Source organism: Mycoplasma anseris ATCC 49234, assembly GCF_000702805.1.
Lineage (GTDB): Bacteria > Bacillota_I > Bacilli_A > Mycoplasmatales > Metamycoplasmataceae > Metamycoplasma > Metamycoplasma anseris.
The window spans coordinates 1-20,325 of record NZ_JNJX01000010.1 but is presented as its reverse complement, the minus strand read 5'-3'; the positions used below and the strand labels follow the sequence as shown (position 1 = coordinate 20,325).

At 26.2% G+C, this 20,325-nt stretch carries 16 protein-coding genes; 2 read left to right on the top strand and 14 right to left on the bottom strand.

Translation table 4 applies throughout. From position 1 onward, the window contains the following. Positions 1–100: 100 nt before the first annotated feature. A complete protein-coding gene (locus tag T401_RS07110; protein ID WP_033178963.1) occupies positions 101–1,465 on the top strand; it encodes an AEC family transporter in 1,365 nt (454 codons plus the stop codon). A gap of 221 nt (positions 1,466–1,686) precedes the next feature. Here T401_RS07110 and T401_RS07105 read toward each other — a convergent pair whose 3' ends face one another. From T401_RS07105 to T401_RS07100, 3 genes are all read right to left on the bottom strand, one after another. After that, positions 1,687–2,859, bottom strand: coding sequence for an Mbov_0401 family ICE element transposase-like protein (locus tag T401_RS07105; RefSeq protein ID WP_033178962.1), 1,173 nt, complete (start codon positions 2,857–2,859; stop codon positions 1,687–1,689). A 387-nt stretch (positions 2,860–3,246) separates the two neighbouring features. After that, positions 3,247–3,570, bottom strand: a complete 324-nt coding sequence (locus T401_RS0102710; RefSeq protein WP_033178961.1) for a hypothetical protein — start codon at positions 3,568–3,570, stop codon at positions 3,247–3,249. A 9-nt stretch (positions 3,571–3,579) separates the two neighbouring features. Then, entirely contained in the window at positions 3,580–3,714 is a 135-nt protein-coding gene (locus T401_RS07100) for a hypothetical protein (protein WP_274541125.1), read from the bottom strand. 558 nt (positions 3,715–4,272) lie between these two features. Between T401_RS07100 and T401_RS07095 the strand changes: the two genes are divergently transcribed. After that, a complete protein-coding gene (locus tag T401_RS07095) occupies positions 4,273–5,562 on the top strand; it encodes a hypothetical protein (protein WP_033178960.1) in 1,290 nt (429 codons plus the stop codon). A 49-nt stretch (positions 5,563–5,611) separates the two neighbouring features. Here the strand turns inward: T401_RS07095 and T401_RS07090 are convergent, their stop codons facing one another. The 11 genes from T401_RS07090 to T401_RS07050 form a co-directional block, all read right to left on the bottom strand. After that, positions 5,612–10,714, bottom strand: coding sequence for an Mbov_0399 family ICE element protein (locus T401_RS07090; protein WP_033178959.1), 5,103 nt, complete (start codon positions 10,712–10,714; stop codon positions 5,612–5,614). Between the two features lies 1 nt (position 10,715). Then, the gene (locus tag T401_RS07085) at positions 10,716–13,400 is read right to left on the bottom strand and encodes an Mbov_0397 family ICE element conjugal transfer ATPase (protein WP_112702622.1); all 2,685 of its coding nucleotides are present in this window, start codon (positions 13,398–13,400) and stop codon (positions 10,716–10,718) included. Beyond that, positions 13,384–15,075 (bottom strand): Mbov_0396 family ICE element transmembrane protein, encoded by a 1,692-nt coding sequence (locus T401_RS07080; protein WP_033178957.1) that lies wholly within the window; start codon positions 15,073–15,075, stop codon positions 13,384–13,386. Before T401_RS07080 ends, T401_RS07085 begins: the two co-directional genes overlap by 17 nt. Before the next feature lie 2 nt (positions 15,076–15,077). Continuing rightward, complete coding sequence (locus tag T401_RS07075) at positions 15,078–15,512, bottom strand: hypothetical protein (RefSeq protein WP_033178956.1); 435 nt, start codon at positions 15,510–15,512, stop codon at positions 15,078–15,080. A 15-nt stretch (positions 15,513–15,527) separates the two neighbouring features. Continuing rightward, positions 15,528–15,848, bottom strand: coding sequence for a hypothetical protein (locus T401_RS07070; RefSeq protein ID WP_145960555.1), 321 nt, complete (start codon positions 15,846–15,848; stop codon positions 15,528–15,530). 13 nt (positions 15,849–15,861) lie between these two features. Further along, positions 15,862–16,290, bottom strand: a complete 429-nt coding sequence (locus tag T401_RS0102675; RefSeq protein WP_033178954.1) for a hypothetical protein — start codon at positions 16,288–16,290, stop codon at positions 15,862–15,864. Beyond that, complete coding sequence (locus tag T401_RS07065) at positions 16,284–16,685, bottom strand: hypothetical protein (protein ID WP_033178953.1); 402 nt, start codon at positions 16,683–16,685, stop codon at positions 16,284–16,286. The genes T401_RS0102675 and T401_RS07065 overlap by 7 nt, the downstream gene beginning before the upstream one ends. A gap of 16 nt (positions 16,686–16,701) precedes the next feature. Continuing rightward, complete coding sequence (locus tag T401_RS07060) at positions 16,702–17,823, bottom strand: DNA cytosine methyltransferase (protein ID WP_052169671.1); 1,122 nt, start codon at positions 17,821–17,823, stop codon at positions 16,702–16,704. After that, positions 17,813–18,229 (bottom strand): hypothetical protein, encoded by a 417-nt coding sequence (locus T401_RS0102660; protein ID WP_033178952.1) that lies wholly within the window; start codon positions 18,227–18,229, stop codon positions 17,813–17,815. Before T401_RS0102660 ends, T401_RS07060 begins: the two co-directional genes overlap by 11 nt. A 220-nt stretch (positions 18,230–18,449) precedes the next feature. Then, positions 18,450–18,830, bottom strand: a complete 381-nt coding sequence (locus T401_RS07055; RefSeq protein ID WP_033178951.1) for a hypothetical protein — start codon at positions 18,828–18,830, stop codon at positions 18,450–18,452. Between the two features lie 726 nt (positions 18,831–19,556). Beyond that, on the bottom strand, positions 19,557–20,325 hold a 769-nt coding region (locus tag T401_RS07050; protein ID WP_211246855.1), incomplete at its 5' end, for an MAGa4850 family ICE element protein.

Here is a 20,325-nt window from a genome sequence, read left to right as displayed (position 1 = left end):
AAGCCGGTTTATTACAAATCGGCTTTTTGGTTTTTCTATTTTTATAAAAATAAAAATTGATGTACAATAATTAAGGTTAAAAAAAATAAAGGATTATAAAATGAACAAGAACTTGGCAGTATTATTTCAGGAAATAATTACTAATACTGGTTTGTGGGGTGCAATCATTGCCACATTTGTAATTACTTTTTTAGGATATTTTTTATACAAATTTAAAGTTTTAAATGATAATTCTACTCAAAGTTTACAAAAAATTATTATTAATGTTTTGCTTCCTTTTTTAGCTTTTTTTTCTTTTTTAAGAAACGCTGAAAAAACCGATTTAAAAACCTTAGCAATTGTTTTTGGATTAAGTGCAATTTATTATATATTACTAACTTCTATTGCCTTAATAATGGTTAAATTCTTACCAAAATTAGTACCAAAACACGTTATTAATAGGGCTGAAAAAGATTTTTTAGAGGTTCAACAAAAATTAGAATTTAATAACCAAATGGTATTTAATAAAAATGAATATTTAGAACAATTACAAAAGAAACATTTAGTAACATGATTAATGTGTATTTATGGTTCAAACATTATTTTTGCTACTCCAATTGTCTTAGGAGTCTTTCCTAATGGTATTCAATTAAGTGCTTTAAATGTTTGAAACATCTTATACTACATTGGTGGTTTTGGACTAGCCTTTTCTTTGATTTCAGGGGTAAAATTCAATAAAAAAGAATTTAAGCTAACCATTTTAAAAACAGTAAAAAATTCTTCATTTATTGCCGTTATTATTGCAATTGCATTTTGATTAACTCAATATATTCCTAAAGCTGGTGGAAGTAATATTGAATTACAAGAAGTTCAAAGAGCGATTCTAACATTACCAGATGGAGCAACTAAAGAACTCGGCTTTACTCATATAGCAAGCTTTGGCCCAAATTTCAAAACATTGTATGGTTTTAAAAACCATGGAGTTTTTGAATGATATCTCCCAATAAAACAAGCAACTGAGACTCAATTAATGGAAGTAATTAGATATCAAGGCAATCCAACTGGTTGATTTGATTGAAATGTTACCATGCCTTATTTATATAAATTCATTAGCATGCTTGCTTTAATGGTTTCCCCACTAATTTGAATGGTAATCGGCACAAGCTTAGCTAAAACCAATATTAAAGAAATGTTTGCTAAAAAAGATAATTGATTATTTATTTTCTTAAAAATGATCATTATGCCTTTAGTAATCATGGCAATGGTAATTCCTTTTGTAGCAACTAAATTATTACCTCCAAGTATAGGAGCAGTCTTAGTTATGACTGGTTCGGTTCCTCCTGGAACAACTGTGGTAATTTACTCACAACATTTTAAAACTCATGACCGCTACACTTCACAAGTAAGCAGTCTATCAACAATTTTCTCCTTTATATTCATTCCAATATGATTAGTAATTGGAACAATTGTGATGAATAGCGTTTAAAAGAAGGTTTATATTAACTTTCTTTTTTTATTATTTGGTCTTGTTCATTATAAGGAGTGAATTGGTTAGTTTAACAACTCTTTTCAAGTTATTTACACCTATATTTTATAGCGTAATTAGAAAATTCGATAAAAATTTTATTTTTTTTATTTTGTAATCAGAAATTAAGAAATTTCGGTATATTAAAATACACCTTTTTAAGGTTTAGCAATCAAAAATAATTATAAGATTTCGATTTTTAAATTGAATTTAGTTAATTGATATGGTCTTGAAATTATTGAAATAATAGTATTTAAACCATATCTTGAATAATCTTTTTTCAGTGAGTTTTTGATAATATGAGAAACAAAACTTTCAGCATTATTTCCAATAAAATCTAATGAGTTTTTGCTATATTTGACTAAATAATCTTTATTATTGAAAATATATTTCTTTAAGTCAGTAATTTGTTTCAATTTAAACTTATTAAAATATTTGTTAAAAACATGCTGGTTATAAGTAAGAAAGTTTAAAAGATCATCTCATTTTTCATTATCAATATCGTCATAGATATAACTAACCATATTAAAATTCAATTCTTTATTAGTTTTATTGATAATTTGCTTAGTTTCCTTGCTTTTATCAAACAATTTCTTAACCTTGGCCATTAAATGGTATCTACATAAAATTCCATTTCCATTAAATCTTTTGGCTAAATTTTGAATTCATTTAGCACCGTCTCCCAGAATAATAATTTCACATGTTTCATTGTAAAATTTCTTCATTATTTTGTTGATTTTAGCATAAAGGGTTTTATTATTAATTGGCTTTTTAGACTTATTAAACAAAAGTAAATGGTTTTTGTTGATTAATTTATTATTTTTAGTTTTATTAAAGAAATTAAGGATTCTAACACAACATTTATTAGTGTTAAATTGCTTTTCTTTATAAGGGACATAAGTATCATCTACTGATATATAAAGTTTTTGATTGTGAGTTTGATTATTTTTAAAAGATTTTAAAGTATCAATGTTAGTATTTAAATTAGCGTGTATTATGTTAAATATGGTGCTTTTAGAAATTCCTAATTGATAAGCAATTTCTTGGTATGAATTTCGGTTAAATGATTCTTTACATTTTTCTTTTAAATTAATATCAATATTGTGGTTTTTGTTTCTTTGTAAGAATCAATGATTATTAAAGGTGTAATATTTCCATTTATTGTTTTCTTTTTTACGATATTTAGTGATTTTGACTTCAAAACTACCATTAATAGTAATGAATTTTCTAGTAATATAACAATTAATTTCCCAACCTTCTTGTTTTCTTCGGATTGAGTTTCTATACATTAAATCTTTGGCTTCAATATCATTTTTATAAAAGTTTAAGTCTTCTTTATAATGTAGGTTCTTCATACTCATAATTTTAGTACCGTTTAGGATTTTACGGTAAAATAAGGGTAATAGAAGTACGACTTAAATGTGGCGATGCCGGTAAGTCTATCTCTGCCTATGGAGTACTTGTATCATAGCATTATTTGCTATATAAAAAGTTTTCATGGAACTTTATTTGTAGGACACACAAGCGTTTACCGGAGGGCACCAGTAGGGCCTTTTTTTATTTCTTTGATTTTACACCCAATCTCCATAATTCAATTATAAGATAAATAAAAAACAGGATTCCCCTGTTTACGCTCTTTTTCATTTCCAATAACATCACTTTATTTCTTAAGTCCGCTATTTGAGTCGGAGTTGCGCCTCTCTTCTAAAGATATATAATTATTATAATATAAATAGAAACATTTATTTTGATTTAACAATTTGCTTATTGTAATTTTCTATAAAGAAACTATCATCCATTTTAGCAGAAAGTTTTTGATCTTCATTTAATGAATCATACAATAATAAGCTTTCTTGTAAAAAGTCTAAATTTCTATCATATGATTCTTCTTTTGTATATCGAGTGGTTTTAGAATATGAAATGGTTTTTATTTCAAAAATATTAAATTCTTCATTTGTTATATTTTCTAGAACTTGTTTCATTATTAAATTGTATATATTTTGATTAAAAATAAAACCATTATTATTACTTACATTAAATAAACTTAAAAATAATTTTTTATTCATAATATTTATTTAATTAGTATTAATTGCTGATTTATGATTATCATTATAAATTCCATTTGGAATTAATATATTTGTTTTATCTCTCATAGTTGTTGTTTCATTTGTGGGTTTAACACTTTTTGTTGCTAAATAAAACTTTATCATTATTAGTTAAAAAAATAATATAAGGTCTATGTATTTTGGAAGCATCAATTTCAATAATTTTCTTTGTTTTATTTTTTGCGATAGGAGAAATAGATACATTAACATCTCGTTCTTTTCATATAGTTCCATTTATCATATTAAAATTATAATTTAATATGAAATAAAAAAACAGGTTTCCCTGTTTTTACGCCCTTTTTCATTCCCGTCACGTCGCCAAGATAAACTCTTGACCCGTGATCACAGTCGGAGTTGCGCCTCTCTTCTTATATGTAATCATTTTATCATAAAATAATGTTTTATAAACGATATATATTAATATATTAATCATTATGAAGAATAATAGGTTCTAATACACCTACACCTGCCTTTGGGTTGTTTATATGATAGATTTATCTGTGATAAAAAGTATTCGCGATGCTTAATTTGAAGGACACGCCAAGTAAGTATTAGAGGGCACCAGTAGGGCCTTTTTTATTTGATTTTGTACCCAAAACTATATATTTTTGGGTTTACTTACTATAAAATTCGTTTATTTGAATTCGGTATATAATTAAATATATGAAAAAGAAACAAAAATTATTATTAACGGGCTTAGCAATATTAGCCCCAATTATTTCAGCACCAGCATTAGTTTCTTGTTTTGAACCAACAAGAATTTGGCCTAAAACACCAAACCCAGTTCCAACACCAAAACCACAAGTGGACAATTGACCTAAAGACGCACCCAGATATAAATATGAAGAACCAGCATATACTAAAACATTAATTACTGAAACCCCAGAAGCCCCAAAAATGAATACTGAAACCGGGCATTGAAGTGGGGTAGATAATTTCTATCACTATGTCTTAAATATTCATAAATTAAATCTTACCAAAGAACAAAAGATTCAAAGATATTTAGAAGCTTCTGGGAAATTAACTGATTTTCTTATTCAGTTAAGAAGTATTGACCCAAGTGGGTTTAATATTTGAGAATATTTTCTAGCTGCTAATGGTGTGGATTTAGATGAATATAATAAAAAAGAAGAAGAAGCAAGAAATAGACATGAAGAATACATATGAGATCCTAAATATCCTGCTTTTACCCCTAAATTGTTTGATTTATGGTTTAGGGATATAAGATTTATGAGTGAAACCAGACTTAAAGAAGGAACATTAAAATTAAATAAAGAACAATTAAGAACAATTAGAAGAATGAATGAATTATATAGTGCTTTTTTAGCATTACCAATGGTTGCCTATTTAAACTCATATAAAGAAGTTCTTTATAATGTTGAAGATCTTAGAGCTTATTGTTATTTTATGATAAGTATATATCGTACTGAATGAGATGAAAATAAAACATTTACCGAACAAGTAAAATCATATGCTAAGGAAGCGAGTGAAATAGTAGATAACATGTTTACTGATTTTGAATATCGTTGCTTAGGTATGGAAATAAAAGATAATCTTAAACCCTTCTTATTTGGTTTTAATCCAGCCATAGATGAATTTTATTATAGTCCTGTATATCATTTTAATAATACTGTTAAATCAATCAATAATTTTGCCTTACCAATAGTAGTTTTAACTGATTATTTTGAAGAAGATGTTATTTTATATAGACATTGAAATAATAAAACTGCCCCAGATTGAAGAATGCTATGTGGTAGACATGATGATTTAAATGATGTCGATATTGAACCTTTAATTAAAGATGATAAAAAGACTGCTATTTTACAACTAAGAAAGTGATTAACAACTGAAATTCCAATGGATGCTGGTATTAAGTTTTCTAAGATTATTGAAAATGAAGAAGAAATTTTAGGTGAAACAAACAACACTGATGCTGAAACACCTTCAAACTAACTAAAATAAAGTAAAAACCCGATTTATTATTTCGGGTTTTTGTTTTTAATTATTTAATTTTCTTGGTTCTTAAACGATAAATAAGGATTGAAAGACCAACAATTAATCCAATTCCCCCTAACAATGATAAAGTGGTGATTAAAGCTACTCATTTCTTTTCTAATGGAATTTTCCATGAGGCTTTATCTTCAGGAGTTAATTCACTTTCGTCAAACTGATTAATGACTTTAAATGGTAAAGAATTTTCATATTTATCTTCTAAAGGCATTACAATGAAATACTCAATATTTTCACCATTTTCTTTGATTAAGGCTTTTACATAATTTTTATTATCCACATCATAAGTATAATAATCTTTTAAATGTTCTAAAGATAATTGATATTTAGCAAAAGTATGATCTACATGGTCTAAAATCAATTTTCTAATTACATTGTAATTAGCAGACTTAATTGATAGTTCTTCAATGTTCATAGTTGATAAATCAAACTTCTTGGTAGTTTTATTAGTATTTTTAAAAATTGCCTTGGTTTGATTAATGATTAATTTGTTATTTTTGGGGTTTAAAACAATAGTTGAAGGTAAATCATGATAAAACAATAGTTCTATTAATTTATCCCATTGTTCTTGGTCGGCATCAATGTTTTGGTGTAGGATTAATTCCTCATTAAATGCCTTTAATTGTCTTTGGATTTCAGTTTCTACTTTGGTTAAGATATTTTGCTTTAATAAAGCTAATTCCTCTTCATTTTCATAAATAACTGGTGTATCAACATCATAAATTTGAAAAACAAACTTACTTAAATCAATTAGTTGGGAAACTGGGGCTGGTGAATAATTATAAACCTTAAATTTAGTTTTAACTTCTTCACCATATTTGGCTTCATTCATTTGAATTTCGATGTCGATAGCATTGTTAAGGGCTAATTCTTTATTATTAAACACCTTGATTAATGCTTGTAATGTTTCATCATTAAAATTAGTAATTTCAAAGTCAGATATTTCAAAACTTAAATGATTACCATTAAAGGGATAGTAATTACCATTTTTATCAATCCATTGAGTCTTATTAGCCCCAAACTTATTTAGTTGAGTTAAAATGTTTGATTTAAGTTGAATTTGGATTTGCTCAGCATCTATTTCATTTTCTAAATTAATTGCTTCTGGTTTGAATTCGTCAAAAAAGCCATATTTATTAATGAAATTTAACTGAATTGAATTTGAATTATTAACTATGAAATCAGTTTCATTATATTCTTCTTTTAAATTAGCATTTAAGATTAATAAATAACCATTAAATTTGTAGGTCCAGTTGATTTTATTAAGGTCTTCTTCATCCATAGTATTAGCAAAAACATTAATTTGATTTTCAATTAATTGTTTAACAAAATTACCGAAGGTAGTTTTATTTGCGATTTGCTTAATTTCATCATTATTTCATTTAATTTTTATGCTATTTTTGGTTAATTTTAATTTATTAAAATGAATTAAATAATTATCTTGGGTATGACTTAATGAATAAACCCCATTAGCTGTTTTTAATGAATAATTTACCCTTAATTGGCCGGTGTTTTCATCTATGTCTCAATTATCAATTCTTACTAATTCTTGGTAATTAAAATCACCATATTTAGCCAATAAATCAATATTTTCATTGATTAAGTATTCTTTTAAATCCCTTGGATAATCAAACTGATAATTTAATGCTTCTAAATTTAAACGAGGACTAATTACAATATCAACCATTCCACCATCAGTGATATATGTTATAAATGATTCTCAATATTGTTTAATAATCACATAATCTAATTTATCTGCTTGTTCGGTTGTAATAGTATATCGAGACATTAAATACTTAGCAAAATCAATTCCAACTGGGGTGTTTCATAGATTATGAATATTGTTAAAATTAGTATTCATTTCACTAAATTTCTTATTGACTATATCATCTGTGCGACCATCAATAATTTTAACAATTTTAAAATTACTGGTAGTTCCTTCTTTTCTTGAATAAAATAAATAAGTTCCTTCGGTTGATAAATAACTATCATCTGAGGTTGTATTATCTAAAACCTTGGGTTTTTCCCATGTGTTTGTGTTGGGATTTAATTTTATCATTAAAAAGTCATCTGTTTGACCAATCAATTCTTTTAAAGCGGCTTTATTTACAATAACTGCTTCAGCAATAAAACCTTTATGTTTAACTTCATTTCCGTTTAAATACATAAATGCTAAGCCAAAGGGTGGTAATCCTGTTTTATCAGCAAAATTAGTGTAATAATCGAATTTTTCAGCCCATTTTCTAAATGATACTTCAGTATTAGTATCCCTAATTTCCTTTTTGGCTTTTAAAGCATCTTGTTTTTGTCTTTTTAAGTCATTAATTTCTTTTTCTCTTGTCTTTTTTATAAGCAATTGAGTAGGGATAGTTATCTCAATCATTGTTTTATAGGCTTTTTGGTTTTCATCTAATTTGTTTTGTTCTTCATCTTGCTTTTCCCTTAATTCTTTTTCTATTATAATATATGTTTCATAATCCTTTTTAACTCTTTCTAATTCAGTTTGAGTCATGACTAATTCTGAATCTTCAACTTCACCATTAATAATTGCATCTAACTGTTTAATTTTTACTTCATATTCCTTAACTTTGGCTTTGTTTGTTTCAATTTGTGCTTCTAAGGAATGAATTTCTTTTTCTAAAATGTTTAGAAATGGATCATTACGTTGAGATGCTTTTTTTATTCGATAATATTGTGCTTTTTTAGCATCTAATTCAATTTCATCATCACTAATTGTAATTTTTAAAGTTTGCAATGAATTTTTATAAAAAAGTGATTCTGTGGATAAAGATGTGGATCTATATTGGATTTTATCTTCTAATTGTTTTTTATATTCTTCAATACTAATATATAATGAATCATTTGCTGGACTACTTGCCTTATGATAAGTATTATATGAATTCAAGAATTTTGTATATTCAGTTTTATATTTGGCTGAATTAATTTTGCCTTCTTCAATTGCTGTTTTTAATTCATGTTCACCAGTTTCATTTCAAGCAGCTAATTTAGTGTTAATTTCAGCAATATCTGCTTCGGCTGTTTCAATTAATTTATCAATCTTGGCTATTTCATTATCTTTTTGGTTTAATTGCGCTTGTAATTCTTCATAAGATAGTGAAGATAAAAAGAAACCTTTATTATAGTCATAATTTTTGGTATCGAATCAAACTAATTCCTTGATTGTACCAGTTTTTGGGTCAATTAAAGGGTTATAAAGTGGATTAGAAAGGGGTTTTCCCTCTTTATCTAATTTAGGCTTGTTGTTTTCATCTAATATATAAGGGGTAATTAAACTTTTTTGGTTCGGGTTTTCTTCAGGATTTCAGGCATAGAACTTAAAATCCAACCCTTGGGATTTAGTATTTATTTCAGCATCATATATATAAGTAATAACTGGCTCTGAATCAACATTGATATTATTAAATTTCTTAATTACAATTTTATATTCATTCTTTTTGTGGGAATTATCATCAGTTAACTCTTCTTTAGGTAAGTTATCATCTTTATCATAATTAGGAATTTTTACATTGTCCCTTGGATCTTCCCTTTTATCAATTAAATCTGCTTCAAAAGTATTATTAATAACATCTAATTTCTTTCCATTTACATAAACAATTACATTATCATCTTGTGGATTAAAATAAAATTTAGCAGATGAATTGTATATGTATTTACCTAAATAATAAGTTTTACCATCTGAAGAAAGACCTATTTTCTTGGAAGTTGAAGACAAAATAGCGTCTTCTAATGAAAGAAACAATTTATTAGCATTTTCTTCATCTAATTTCATGGTTCGGCCGGGGAAAACTTGGATGCTATTAGTAAAATTAAGATCCTTATATTTTTGTGATGGTGTTCAGATGATTTTTTGGTTTCTAATTAGTGGAATTTCGAATTCATATCTATTATTAGAATAACTAAATTTTTTAAAGTTTGTTTTAGTTTCAAACGTTGCCCTTAAAGACACATCAATTGTCTTTTCATCTGGTTGTTTATAATAAATATATTTATAAGTTGTATTGCCTATTTTAAATGGCTTTAATGAAGTGAAATATTCATCCAAAATTTGAGCGTTCGTTTTAAAATTATCTAAATTATTTCGTTTTAAAGAAGATAAATCATGAAGATTATAATCACTTTCCAAATGGATGACTTTGTTTTTTCATACATTTTCTAAAAAGGCTAAATCTTTTTCATAATTAATCTTAATCGGTACTTCAATTTTAAGATCATTAGTTGTTTTGACTGAAAGGGTTTTAAATCTTTTGAATTTATAATGTTCTCTTTCAACAAGTTCAGGTTTTTGTCTTTCACAACCAGCAATTGTGAAACATTTTTCAGGTTTTTTGTATGTAGCTGGTACTTTATCATAACTATCTTTGTATTTTGCACCGTCTTTTCAATGTAGAAACATTCAAATTGTTAATAAAAGGGAATCTTTAAATTGCTTTTCTGTTTCTGCATTTCATATCATTTCAGAATTATTGATTGATTCTTTGATTTTAGTTTGAATAGTCTTTCTAAATTCATTAACTTTATCTAAATAAAGTTTTTTGGTAAAATAACTTAATTCTTCATATGGAACATCACCATATTGATAATGCGCATACTCTTTAGCATTGCTAATAACATCTCATTGAGTACTTGGTATAAAGATTTTATCTACAAGATAAGATTTTGATTTTAATTTAGAAGTTATGGTAGAACCATCAATATCACTTTCTATTCATGGTAAAGAACCAACTACATCTTCGCCATTTTCGGTTATGGTTGATGGGAATTTTGTCGAGGTAATAAAGTTATGACTTAGTTGATCGAAAGTAAACCAAAAATTATGAATATTGCTTATTTTTTCATTAGTTCTGGTGGTTCCTAAAGTTCATGTTCCAGTAAAAAGGTGGTCTTTATTACTTTCTAAATTAGGAAGGCTATTTGCTTGTATTAAGAATGATTCAGCCCTTTGTGCTTTTGGTTGTTCTTGGACTTGTTTCTTTAATTTATTTTTACATGCTGAAATCCCAATTCCAATTGCTGAAAAAGCACAAAGCCCTAAAATAATTAGTCATGTTTTTTTACTTGGTTTTTTTCACTTCATATTACTCTCCTGTTTTGTGGCTTAAATCTCCCGATCTAAACAATATTCTTTTTTCTAATTCGTTATAATAGACTTCTAATTGAAATCTTGTTTCGTTATCCACTGATAATAGACCTTGACCTACTTGAGCGGTTGTTAAAAACTGTAATTCTTGTTCGGTTAAAGGGGTTCTATTTTCATATAACTTTTTAATGGCTTCAATATCTAATTGATTACTATGTAAAGTAATTGAATATTGAGTGTTTTCTAAGATTAATTTTGATTTATTAGTAATTCCATCTTGGTTATAATCTTCAAAGTTTTGGGTTCCTTGAATTAAAACTCCACGATATTTTCTGATTGTTTTGGCGGTTTGATACATAAAATCCAATGTTAAAGGGTTTTGTGGGTCAATAAACTTATGTGCTTCGTCAATCACTAAAATAATATAGTTTTTACCATTAGGATCTTTAAAGTAGTTATTAGCAATTCGGTTGTTTAAGAAAGACAATATTAGGTATAAAGCGGCTTGTGAATAAGCAGTCTTTTCAGTAGTTGAAATATTATAAGTATCAATAATATTTAATTTAGAATGGAAATTAATATTAGTATAGTCGTTATACATTGCTTTTAAGGCTTGGTTTGAAACGAATTCAGAAATTAATAAAATTAATAATCTTTTATGTGAATTTTCATATACTTCCTTTTCAATTTGACTATTTCATTGATAGTTTTTCAATAATTCAATTAAATCATCAATAATTGGGAAATCTTTATTTCCTAATTTTGTTAAATCCTTGGTTGTATCAAAGAAATTTCACTTAGTATAAAGTTGGGTTAAAGCATCTCCTAAAAATCTAACATCAATATCTTCCAATTTAAGTAGGATTTTAAAGAATTCCTTACATTTAGTGATATTTTTAGCAATCATAATGTGATTTTGCTTACTTTGGCTAAGATTTTCGTCAAACATTAAATCTAATTGAAGTGGGTTAATTGTGGTATTTATTCCTGAACCTAATTCAATTACATTCCCGTTTAATAAGCGTGCTAAATCATAATATTCTCTTTGTGGGTCTAAGATAATGACTTCTTCATCAAAAACTAAGAAATTTAATAAGAATTTCTTAATTAAAGTGGACTTACCAGCACCCGGTGTTCCTGTTATAATCATGTTTGAATATAAACGGGAAGCATCTTTTTTCTTAATATCCAAAAGTAATGGGGCATTAGTAGTGTTATCAAAACCTAAAAGAAATGGAATATCATCATTTAATTCAGAAGAAATATAACCTCAACCTCTTGCGACATTTTTAGAAGTGATTTCAATAGTATCTTTAATTAATTCAGTGTAGGTAAAGCAAGCACTGTTATATCCTTGTTTTTGGTTGTATCATAAAGGATTTATAATGGCTTTTACTTCGGCACCATTAACACTATTTGTTTGTTCGATAGCATGTAAATCAATTAAAGAATTTGCTTGATTAATGAAAAAGAAATTTGATTTAAAAAGGTTATTATCAGTACTGTTTAATTCAAAGATTAGGTTTTCAATTGCTTCAATTTCAATCATTGATTTTGCCCTTTTAAAGAATGATTTTGATTTTTCACCATTAGTTTCAACAATTGTTGTGGCTTTATTAGTGATTTCTTCTTTTAAATCATTTGTTAAGACATTTAAGTTTCAGATTACTGTTGAAGGTGAATTAAATAAGGTTTGAACTCATCCCTCATTAATGTTAAATGAAGCGAATTCATTAAAAGTTTGGAATGAAAGATACTTTTTATCCACTTTTAAGTATTTATCATAGAATTCAACACTATCTGGTGCTAATAATTTATCTAATTTAATTGTTTTATTTTTGGCTCAATTAAGTTGTTTGATAAATAAATCTAAATCTTCTTGATTGATTGCCTTTTTAAAGATTACATTTAATAATTCAATGATTTCTTTAGTATTTAGATGTCTTGGGGAAAACTTAGTCTTGCTTAAATACATATAAATGCGTTCTCTTTTGACTTTTAAATCGTCAGCATTCTTACCATAAACAACTAAGTAATAATTATCAATATTATCAGCATTTTGTAAGTATGATAAATCCTCTTTTAATAAATCTAAATAGAATTTTTTGAATTCATTTTGGTTAGCATCCAAAGTTGTTAATTGTTTATCAATTCTTTGGATATTCTTTTCTAAATCCATTGATTTAGAAGTTTTCACAATTGAAATTTTGTCTTCAATAGTATTTAAAATGCTAATCAGACGATTAAATTCAGTTTGGCGATCGGCTTCAGTATTAATAAAGACATTAAATCCTTTAATTTTAATCACTGAAAAGGCTGTATCACCTGACTTATTGATAACAATATTATTATCAATAATATCGGCATAAGGAATTAAATTTTCAGTACTAATTGATTTAGTTTTAGATGAATATTTCTTATGTCCTACATGGTGCTTAATAATTCTGAATAAGATCATGTATAAACGGCAATTATGCTTCTTTGAATTTAATAAAATTCAAGCGGTTGAAATTACAAAGCCGGCTGAAATGGCTAATTGAATGGACCATTTGAATTTATTAGTAAAAAATCCAAAGGCTATTGCTAATCCAAGAATTAATGCTAAAACAATGCAGTCTCAATATGTGAAATTCTTTCATAGCACATATTTTTTGGATGATAATCTTTTAGTCTGTAGCATCATTTTCTCCTTTTGTATTAGATTCTTCTGGTGAGTTATTTTGATCTTCTTTTTTGCCTTCAAAGAAATCTGTTAAATATTCACTATCAGAATTAATTTTTTCAATATTTAGTTCATGTTGGACTTCTTTTCCGGCTAAGAATTTTTTAATTGTATGTGCTGTATTGTTTTCAAAGTATTCATCACCTCAAGCTGCTCTTTGTTTCTTTTCATATTTTTGAGCTGCTGATAAAGCGCTTTGGTGTCTTTGAGCCTCTTTTATTAATTTTGATTTTTGGTGTGCTATTAAATTTTCTTTAGAAGATAAAGCATTTTTATCTCCCTTAGCAATATCTCCAAATTTATCTAACATTTCATTTTGTTTGCTAATTACATTTCCAGTTTTACCAAAGGCTTCTCTAATTAAGCCTTTAGACATACCCATTTTCTTAGCACGTCTTTTATTAGACATAACTTGACCCATGTTTGCTACTTTTCCACCTAAAGCACCTATGGTATTCATTACACCACCTTTGGCTAGTTGTGCTCCTAAAGTTGCTCCACCAGAAGCAACTGCTGAACCAGCCATTGCTCCTGCTTTTATACCTTCAAAACCAGTTCTAGCAATTTTCTTGATTGTTTTTCAACCATCTCCATCCTCAATATTAATGTCTAATAGTTTTGAAATCACCCGATGTAGTCCTTTTGTGGCTACAGCAATCCCCACATAAGCAAGGATTTCTAAAATGAATCTTAAACCTCAATCAAAGTTTGCTTTAATTAAAGGTGGAATAATAGTCATAAAGAATTGAAAGAATGCTAAAGACAAGATATTTACAAACATACCTAATGAAATTTCAATATATTGTCTTTTTCATAACATTAATGCTTTACCATTATCTTCCACTGATTTTGCTGCGGAAATTGGGGCTAATATTAATAGTGTTATCTGTTGTAAAACCAGTTGAACTAAACTTACAACAATTCCTGCTAAAAAGATCACTAATCCTCAAGCAATAATCATGTTTTTAATAAAGACTAAACCAAAATCCATTTGAGGCATCATTACATATTGTTCGTATTTTGGTGGCCCAAATGTAGGAACATTTCCTAATGAAGAAGTTGGACTATAGTACACAAATGAAGTTGAATTAGAAAATTCGCCGAAAAGATTACTATATCCCTTTGGAAGTTGATTGATGGAGTTATAAATATCACCAGCAATTGATCCAGTATTACCAGTTTCTGGGCTTACTGCACTTGTTAAGAATTTCAGCAATAAAGAAGCTGCGTAATTGAAAAGAAATAGAATAAAGGGAAGAAGTAGAATAAATACTAAAGCCTTGGCTGATTGTGCTAATATCTGTCTAAATTTTAATTGTCTATCAGTGTTGGCTGAATTTCAGTTGTATCTAATTAAACCAATAATAACAAATAAGATTAAAAAGAATAAAGCATATATAGCAAAGGCAATAAAGGTAGGTGGTAAATCACCATAACTGCCTAAAGCATCTTTTTTTCCAAATAAAATAATGTTAACTAAATCAAAACTAAAGAATTCGGCAGCTGTAAAAAGTCCGTGTAGAAAAAGAAAGGGGAATGATATAAATATTCCCCAAAATGTAGCTGCAACAAAATATAATACGGGTCTTAGAAGAATAAGACCTAAATCTGAAAGATGACTAATAAATTTTTCCATAATTATTTTTTGTTAGCCATGATATTTCAATGTAGACCACAATTGGTTAAAATGAATCCAACTCCAACAATGGTACTTAGAATTGATAATCCAAGAAATAGACGATATTTTTTGTTTAATTTTGTAATGTATTCTTCTAATTCTGGTTTAGCAACTGGTAATTTTGAAAAAATTTCAGTTTCTTTATCAGGAAATTCAAAGTAATCCTCTAATTTTCATTTTTGGATTATTTTGTGAGTTTCTAATCAAATATCTTCATTTTCCTTGTAATTTACACCTAATTTATCAATGTTTGCCTTTTTCTGGTTAATTGAAACCAATAACCTTTCAATTCTTTGTTTTTTAAATTTAAAAGTTAGGGCATAAGTTAATAATACTAAACCAGTTATTATTCCAAGCCCAGCCAAAACAAATAAAGAAATTGTTAAAGCATTCATGTTTTACTCCTTTTTCTACGTTGTTTTAAGATCATTGGTTCAAAGTGCTGATACTACTTCCATAATAGTAGGCGCTAATAAGACTAAAATACATCCAATAGCAAAGAATACTCAAATACTTACTATTTTTTGTTTCAATGATTTTCTTTCAGCTTCACTATTAGATAAGTTAATAGCGGCTGTTGTTGATAATGTTTTTACAATGGAAATAACCAAAAATATAAAGCATAATAAACTCATTGTCGTTCAAATAAAAGGTTTAAATGACGAAATAAGTTCAGTTAAAATCCCTTTATATGTGGAAATAGCATTAGATGCAGTATCTAAATTAATCACTAAACTCCTTTCCTTATTTATTTACTAATAAATAATTTCTTCAATTTACTCATTCAATTAATTCATTAAATACTTCTTCAAATGATAGAATTTCAAACTCAGTAAAATCCTTGTTAGTTTTAATAAAAGTATTCTTTGATAATTTATTAATATTAGGAATATCATGAATTAATTGTTTTTTGTTTTTTCTATCACATGATTTCAGTTTATAAATTAGAATGTGTTTTTTATAAATCTGATTTTTAAGAAGGTAGGTCAAAAAATAAGGGTTAATTTTTTGGTTTAGATATTCATTTTTCAAAATCATTAAATTATTTCTAATTAATTCTAATTTTGTTTGGTCTTTTAATAAATTAGTTATTTTTTCTATTTTTAGACCAAAGTCTTGATTAGGGAAAAATTTCGAATAATATTTAATTTCTTCTTTAATTGAATCTATCATTCTAAAGTTTCTTTTGGATTTAATAAATTGAAAATCAATCCATTTATTTCATTTAATCTAATTCATAAATGAATTTCGGCAATTTTAGTAAGTGATAAACCATTTGTAGTAGGGAAATATTCATTTATAAAATCTAAATCATCTATTTCTGCTTCAGCAAGATATTTATATACTTCTTCTTTTCAGATTAAATTATTGTTTTGACTAATATAACTATCTGTTTCCGCTTGTAATTCTGAGTTTGATAAAGATTTATTTTCATAAAAGATTTCTTCATACATTTCAAAAATCACTTGTTTAATCAATTCTTTGGTTAAACTACCTTTAAAATTGTCTTCAATAAGTTTTTCAATATCAAGTCTATGGTTATTTATTAGATTTAATGTATATCTCATAAACCTCCTTATTTAATTAAATTAATTGTTGATTTTTTAGGTTTTGTATAATTGCTTCTAAAACATTAACCACTATAGAATTACCAATAACTGATCTTAAATGAGTCTTTTTGGATTTTAGCAATACATTATTTAATAAAGATTTGGGAAAATTAAAGCCCATTAAAGCAAAAGCCTCTTTGATATTAATAACCCGAACCAAATATAAATTATTTTGAATTTTTAAATAAATTAAATCTGGATTAGAAAGCAAGTTTTTTGGAAATAAATTTACATTAATTAATAATTTAAGTTTGCTATTATCGCCTTGGGCGGTAAAGGTATTTAAAAGTGTATTAGGGTTTTCTATATCGAAAAAATATTGTTCTTGATTGAAATTAGATCACTTCAGTTTACACACACCAGTTGTTTTAAATTTTAAAAGATTTATTGAATTAGTAATATCAAAATAATTTTCTATTTCATTAAAATTACTAATTTTAAAAAGGTTGTTAAATAATCTTTTTTGTGAGGTTTTATGAAAAAAGTTAGTGGTATCGTCAAGGTCAATAAATGACTTTATACAAGTAGTTTTTGTTCGTTTGAGGTCATTGAAAACATTGATCTTTTGATCTAAAACTGAAACAACAAATATTCTTTCTCTTTTTTGAGGAATTCCAAAATTCTTAGCATTTAAAACTTCATAATAATTGAAATATCCTAAGGCACTTAATTGATTAAGATAATCATTAAATACTTCTTTATGTTTCTTATTTAAAACATTAGGGACATTTTCTCAAATTACAATTTTAGGAAGATTATGATGGCTTACTTCTTTTAAAATTCGAAGGGTTTCATAAAGCAATGAAGATCTGGTTTTAGAACCTTTTTTACCACCCAGTTGCCTTCCAGCAATACTGAAATCAACACAAGGTGAACCATGAAATAAAATATCAATTTTTACGTCTTTAGGTAAGTGATAATCCATTACTGAACTTGGTTTTTGGTTTTCTTGATAAAGATTGTTGTATATTTCAACAACATTTGGGTTATTTTCTACATAATCAATAAGTTCATAATTTATTAAACTATTATTTAATGCTTTTTTAAAAGAAGATATCCCACCAAAAAGTTCTATAACATTTATTTTATTTTTCATTACTGATTGTTTCTAAGTTATTTAAAATTTCTTCTACCATTTCTATGGTTAGTTTCTCAACATGAAGATTTACAATTTCACTAATACTTAAATCAAGAATATCTGTATAACCAAAATCCTTTAAGAAAGATAGATCATTTATTTCAAAATCATAAATATAATCTAAAATTTCCTTTTTAAAAATTAAGATATCATAAGAAGAAACATATTGTTTAGCTGCTATCATTAATTCTTCTTTAGTTAATGTGGCTTCATTAACAAAAATGTTTTCACACATTTTCAAGAAATAATCTTTAAAGAAATCTGTTCAACCAACTCCACCTGAACTTATATTTCAAAGATAATCAGATATATATTCTTCAATTTCTGCTTGATTTTTAAAGATCGATTTTAATGAATACTTCATTAATTCCTTATTTAATAGTCTTTGAAAACGAGATTATGTTGGCTAATTAAATTGTTTATTGATTAGAAATTCTGCTAATTATAAGTAAAAATTTAGAAAGGAGAACTTAAATATACTTAAACTTTGAAAGGATAATTTTATGAATTTAGAAAGGACAATTTTGAGTATTTTTAATAAATATCAGGTCTATTTTGAATTTCTATCAATAAAATTTACTTAATTAGGTTATTGAATCTTCTTGTAAAGATTGATCTTGTAATGAATTTTCTTCCAATGAATCTTCTTTTAATGGTTCTTCTTGTGGTTTTGGTTCTTCAAAATTAAAAATATCAATTATTTCAATAATTGCTTCTTTTTTAGGTTTAGAACCTTTTAAATCAACAAAGTTTCTTACTATTCCTAAAACCGAAATTTTTAAACCATCTTTAATGATTTTGATTAAGTGAGGTTTTCTAACAAAGCATTTATGAAATTGACTAATTCATTCTTCATTTTGCTTATATCCAGTTTTTAATGTAAACCAAATCAAAGATTTCTTTAATTCAGGATTTTCAAGGGTTTTTAGATTAAGCACTCAACCTTTTAAAAAACTTCTCGACATTTTTTTCCTTCTTTCCGTTTTTATCACTTTTTTTGTAAATTTACTTCAGTTTTTTTTTGATAATTTCAACTCAGGCATTATTTTCTTATCAAAATCAAGTTTTTTTTCTTTGGTTATTTTGAGTTTAATTTTGATTTTTCAAACTTTGATTTAGGTTAAAGGGGTCATAAGTAGGTCCTTGAATGTTAGTTTTGGCGCTGAATTCTTAGAACCCTTTTGTTTAATTGACCCTAGCCTTAGTATAAGCACTGAACTTAGAATTAGAAGCCATAGATACTTTATCCATAGTTTATTTCTTAGTTTGTAGTGGTTTTATTATTGTTTAAAAAAAGAAAAATAATAAAAGGATTTATTTTGATAAAAAGCATAGCGAGGTCCATAATATAAGTCTTAACTATTAGTATTAGTTATGTGTTTTGAATTTTAACAAAAATGCTGCATTTAAGTTAAAATTCAAAACCACTTTTAAGGTTATATTCTTGATCTATTTATTACTTTAATTTAAGTAAATGATATTTAAAGAAATATGATTTATATTTCATTTAACTATCATTTTTATCTATGGTTAATAAAGTGTACTAATGTTATTTTTTAATGCCGTAATCCTAAGAAAATAAGTATTTAAAATCAATTTAACCGACCATTATTTGTGCTAAATAATTTACAATTAGAATTATCATTTAACTATGTTTTCTCTACTTCTAATTAAATCTTTTAAATCAATTTTTATAGTTTGGCAATAATATATCTATGTCTTTTAAATAGATTCTTTTTGATATATTGGGCTTTGCTAACCACAATATTTTTATACAAAGGCAAGACATATAACATTAATAGCGTTTTAATAAATTTGATTGCTTTTTGATTGTAGGTATAACCTAAAAGTTTGTTTGAAACTCTCAATTTTTGGTAATCTTTGATTTTTAATAAGTGATTTCTTTTGGAAAGATATTGTAATTTACACATATTTACAACTGCCTCAAGATTAAATAAAAGAAGCATATATCATTTTCTTTTACCTTGTAAGGTAATATAATGCTTTGAAGATCCTAATAAATCTAAATTACCAAAATATCAGCTACGTCCATTTAACTTGATATAGCCATGTTGCTTTAAAAATTCGCATACAAAAGTTCATTTCCTTTTAGTAATACCATAAGTTTGTAATTCTTTAAATGTAAAAGTTTTAGTGCCCGTTTTAGAATGTAATGCTTTTAATACCATTAAAACTAAAAAAGCCGCATCTTTATTTTTAAATAGAGCAATTGTTTCAAAGGAAATTTCAAATCTATTTTTCATTAATTCATCAATCGCATAAATTGATAATTTTTTATAATGCTTATTTTTATATAAATAATGAAAATTAAAATTTAACTGTTCTTTTTTGTAGTCAGTTTTAGTTATATAGGCATTATTTAATAGATTTTCTTTTACTCTCATTTTGAACCTTTGAAAATGTAAATAATTAAAAAGAAGTGTTTTATCAACACTCCTT